The 4158-nt window shown below is 68.2% G+C and carries 2 protein-coding genes and 1 pseudogene; all 3 read right to left on the bottom strand.

Annotated elements, in window-relative coordinates; genetic code table 11:
• Positions 1 to 791 precede the first annotated feature (791 nt).
• Positions 792 to 1808 carry a rolling circle replication-associated protein gene (locus G6R25_RS22150; protein ID WP_163554437.1) on the bottom strand — a complete coding sequence of 339 codons (1017 nt, stop codon included), beginning with the start codon at positions 1806 to 1808 and terminating at the stop codon, positions 792 to 794.
• A gap of 575 nt (positions 1809 to 2383) precedes the next feature.
• The gene (locus G6R25_RS22145) at positions 2384 to 3331 is read right to left on the bottom strand and encodes a bifunctional DNA primase/polymerase (RefSeq protein ID WP_163554436.1); all 948 of its coding nucleotides are present in this window, start codon (positions 3329 to 3331) and stop codon (positions 2384 to 2386) included.
• A gap of 522 nt (positions 3332 to 3853) precedes the next feature.
• Positions 3854 to 4158 (bottom strand): annotated as a pseudogene (locus G6R25_RS25560) (hypothetical protein); the annotation flags it as partial.

Raw genomic sequence — 4158 nt, 5'->3', positions numbered from 1 at the left:
CCGACGGCCAGCCTGCAGCGCGGCGAGGATCACCGGATCGAAGATCTCTTCTGGATGGGTGACCGTGACCGTGATCCGACCCGGCCGGCGGGCACTCATGCCACACCACCCAGACGGGTGGTGACGGGCGGGGCCTGGCGCGTAGATCCGCACGCAGGCAGGGAAGGATTACTCATTAGCGGGCTCCTGTTATCGCAGGTGATCCGTTAGCCCCCGGGTCGGCCTCGATAGCCGGTCCGGGGGCGTCTTCAGTTTGTCTGGCTCGCAGGCTCTAGCCGGTCACTGACCGTTCTCCCGAGCCCAGCGCGCGATGGTCACTCGAGAGACGCCGGTCAAGTCCTGGATCTCTCGGGCCGAGACCTCGAATGCGACAGCTCTCCGGATCAACGGCCGGAGATCTCTTTCCACCAGGTCGAGCTCCTCACGCAGAGACTTCCGGCGCTCCCCTGGATCCCGTAGCGCCACAGCCGCCTTTGCTCGAACCTGGGCCGGGGTCACATCGTCGCTCATGCCCAAAACCATACGTCGACCAGTAAGCCATATGCAAGCCGATAGCCCCCTAAGCGCCCGGATCGCCCATTACCGGAGCCGAGGCAACCCGCTCTGCCCTGACTCAGGGACGGTTGCAGCCCCCGGGTGCAGCCTGGGAAACCGCGGGTTGCGGTTTCCTGGGAGTTTCCTGGGTGCAACCGCCTCTGACCTGCAGGTTTCCACGTTTCCTGGTTTCCCGGCGGGGGGCCCTACGCGTGCGCGCGCGAGGAACCCCGGTTTCCGGCCCGCTGCAACCCGGCCTAGGCCACCCGGGCGGCCTTCGACCATGGGCCGTCGACAAGACCAGGCCGTGGGGTAGTCAACGGTGTTGTCGACAGCCGCGCGTCGGCGACGGCGTCACGGACAAGGGAACGGGCTTCCTCCTTCGCCCACCCCGCCTCCCTCTCCCCCATCGCCCGCTGCGCACGGTCCCACTCCACGGCGAAACCTCGACTTTTCAACGCCCGGGCCAGCTGCACCGCCACCGCCGGGCCGTCGTTGACACACAGGAAACCGGCGCCGGAGGCGAGACGGACCGCGGGACGACGCACCGTGCGGTACTTCTGCCTGATCTCACCCGTCTGCGTGTCCAACGACAGGCCCCGCGGCACCCTGACCTGCCGCGTCACCCCCTGCGCACGCGACAGACGACGCAACGTCCGACCCACGAACAGCGCATCGGCGGGCGTCATCTCCACATCCACGGTCGCCTTCTTCAGACCCCGGTAGCCCCAAAACCGACCCGGAGTCTTCCCCGGCTCCCGCCACTCCACCGGCACCTCGTGCTGATACTCCTTCGCCCCATAGCTGCCGTGCTTGCTGAAGTACACCGCCATCCGCTTCGGATCCACCATCCGCGCACCCGCATGCAGGTCCACGGCCGTCCCCGCCCGCTCATGCTTGCGCCGCTCCTCAGCATCGGGATGCCCCACGACGTCCGCCCACACCACCGACAGCCACTGCGCATACGGCAACCCGTCACCAACCCCGAAACGCCGACGAACCTTGGCTTCCCGCTTGAAGTCCCCAGCCGCACCCGCCGGCTGCGGCCCCCACAGATGGACGTGGGGGGCACCCCGGTGCTGGAACTCCAACTTCCAGATCCCTGGCCACTCGAACCCCCAGGCGGCGGCGAACCGCTTCCAGAACGCCTGCATGTGACGCTTCACCGCCGCACCCGACGGGGCGACGGTCAGCCAGTCCGCCGGGTAGGTGAGCGTCGTCATCGGCAGCGACAAGCCAAGGTCCAACAGCGGGGCGCAATCCAACTGCGCCAACGTCTTCACCATCCGAGACCGAGACTGCCGCGACCACTCACTGATGACACGATTCGGCTTCGGCGTAGGCATGTCCTTACCGTAAGTCGCCCAGTAGTGGCCCCGCTCCGACGCCCACTTGCTGGCCTTCTCCTGCGCCCGCTCCGCAGCACGCTCCCGACGAGCCACATCCGGACGGTGCAGCGACACCACCCCCGGAGCAACCGTCAGCACCGGCCGAGGCCCCTCCGACCCATCCCACCTCGCACGGCGGTCGAACTCCGCCGCCGCCGCGATGACCTGCTCCAGCCCCGGGAACGCCTCCCCGGACGCCCCCCCCTGACCTCCGGTCTTACTTCCGTGGGTGGATACCCCGCTAGTTCTGCGACATATAACAAGCCCTTCGGGGGGCGACATCAGGTTCCCGAGACCCGAACCACCCCGCACCCCAAAGAACACACGCTCAGCAACCGTGAGGACCTCATCGCTCTCCGGCACGACAGGCGGGTTGAACCACGCGGCGACGCGACGCGGCGGAGTCTGCCGAGCCGACGGGGCGGTGGCGGGCATGGATTGCTGAACCTGAGCGCCAGTCTTCACGCGGCACGCCCCACAAGGCCCTCAGAGGCACGCAGCCCACAGGTGGCGCTATGAGTAGCTTCGCTGACTGTCAGGCCGGCAGCGACGCCAGCAGACACCAGCACGGGCATCGCCTGCTCGACGGTGAGGACACCGGCGGCGGCATGCTCCGCCACCCGCGCCCCGGCCCAGTAGACAGTCCGCGTCCGCTGACCCCGAGGCCGGCTAGCAATCTGCTCGTACAGCCCCCGAAGAATCGCCTCCGCCCTGGCCGCCCGATGCGCCTCAGGGACAACCCGACCCGCAGCTGGATGCGGGCGCGGCGGCGGCTCCGTGGGTGAAGAACTGGATGTCAGGGGGGGGGCGGGGCGAGATGGCTGGGCGAGCTGACCCACCGGCCAGTCGGCGAGGTACTCGGTCACGGTCTCCCGGCACAGACCGTGCGCACCACCCACCCAGGCGTAGCGGTGCCCGCACGGATGGCGACTCGGCGGCGCAACAACCAAGCCCCCATCACCGCGAACATCCAACCCGGGCCCATACACGTCCGCGGCCGACAGCAACGGGACACCGGGATGGCGGTAATACAGGTGCGCGCCGCCGGAGCCGGTCACCACCGTCACCGTCCCGGGCAGGCAGCCCACCCGGGACTCCAACGCGGACAGCGACGCCACGCCGCCCTTGTCGACGTCCAGGTCGAGAACACCCAAACCGGAACGGGGCCCGGTGACGATGCCGACGTTCGCGTCCGGCCACCGCTCCCACCAGGCCCGAATCTGCCCGGGACCGGTGCTGGCCACAGATGGCCAGTCCCGAACCAGGGGCTGCTTGCCCGGCCGGGCCACCGCAGCGTCCGGCGAAGCGACGGGGACCACCGGCCAACCCAGCCCGGCATAGAACAGGGCGGCATGGCGCAGGCTCAGCCGGCGAGCAAGGGAAACGGAGGGTGCTTGATCGGGGTACATGAGTGGCCCTTCAGGGACTCATGCCGATCCGATGAGGCCGATGCCACCCGCTCAGGCCTGACGTTCTTTGAGCTGTCAGGCACTATGGGTGCCGTGCCTCCCTCGGCGGGGAGCGCACACGACCGGTCTCACGGTCGGCGATGGATACGGAAGATCAGCAATGACAGCCCAGAGGTTTCGTTGCCTCTGGGCTGTCGCCTTTTCAGGTGATCACGCCTGTCCCGCTCCTCGGGTTGTGGGCTTGACGGACTCCCTCAGGTTGTGACGTTCCGTAACTGAATGCGGGTGTGGGATGCGAAGGGAGGGAGGCGCAGAAGGGAGCCTCGAACTCGACATTGGAGCCTCGGCCGGGCTGGCGCGAAGCAGGGTCCCTCGGGTCCCTCGCCTCCCTTGTGGTGCGACCTGCGACTGTTCGCGCTGCTAGAAGGCGGTACGGGAGGGAGGGAGGCGACAAGGGACCCCGCGAGGGAGAACTCCCTCGACTCCCTTGAAGGTCCCTTACAACCTCCCTCACCTGAATAGTCACGCTGTGTCACACTCGCCAGTCATTTCGTCGGTGATGTCGGGATCGGTGTCGGTCTGGGTGGTGACGCGACGCCAGGCGGCGCGCAGCCGCATCTCAGCGGCACTGCGCCCGGCAGTCCGGAACCGCAGGGCCATCTCCCGATAAGACAGCGGCGGGGTCTGCGAGCAGCGAATCTCATCCACGACGGCGTCGAGCTCGGCGTCACTAAACCCGCCGTCGTCGGGCCGTGCCGTGGGCGCGGGCAGAGCCACAGCAAGACTGGACGGCTCCCAGACGGGAAGCTCCCACCGAGGCGTGACGC

It is taken from the genome of Candidatus Frankia alpina (assembly GCF_902806485.1).
GTDB lineage: Bacteria > Actinomycetota > Actinomycetes > Frankiales > Frankiaceae > Frankia > Frankia alpina.
The sequence above is the reverse complement of the archived record's forward strand: the minus strand, read 5'-3'. Positions and strand labels throughout refer to the sequence as shown.

What these genes read in the sequence shown, in the direction of transcription:
- G6R25_RS22145 (WP_163554436.1), bottom strand. Translation starts at nt 3,331, where the DNA reads ATGTACCCCGATCAAGCACCCTCCGTTTCCCTTGCTCGCCGGCTGAGC.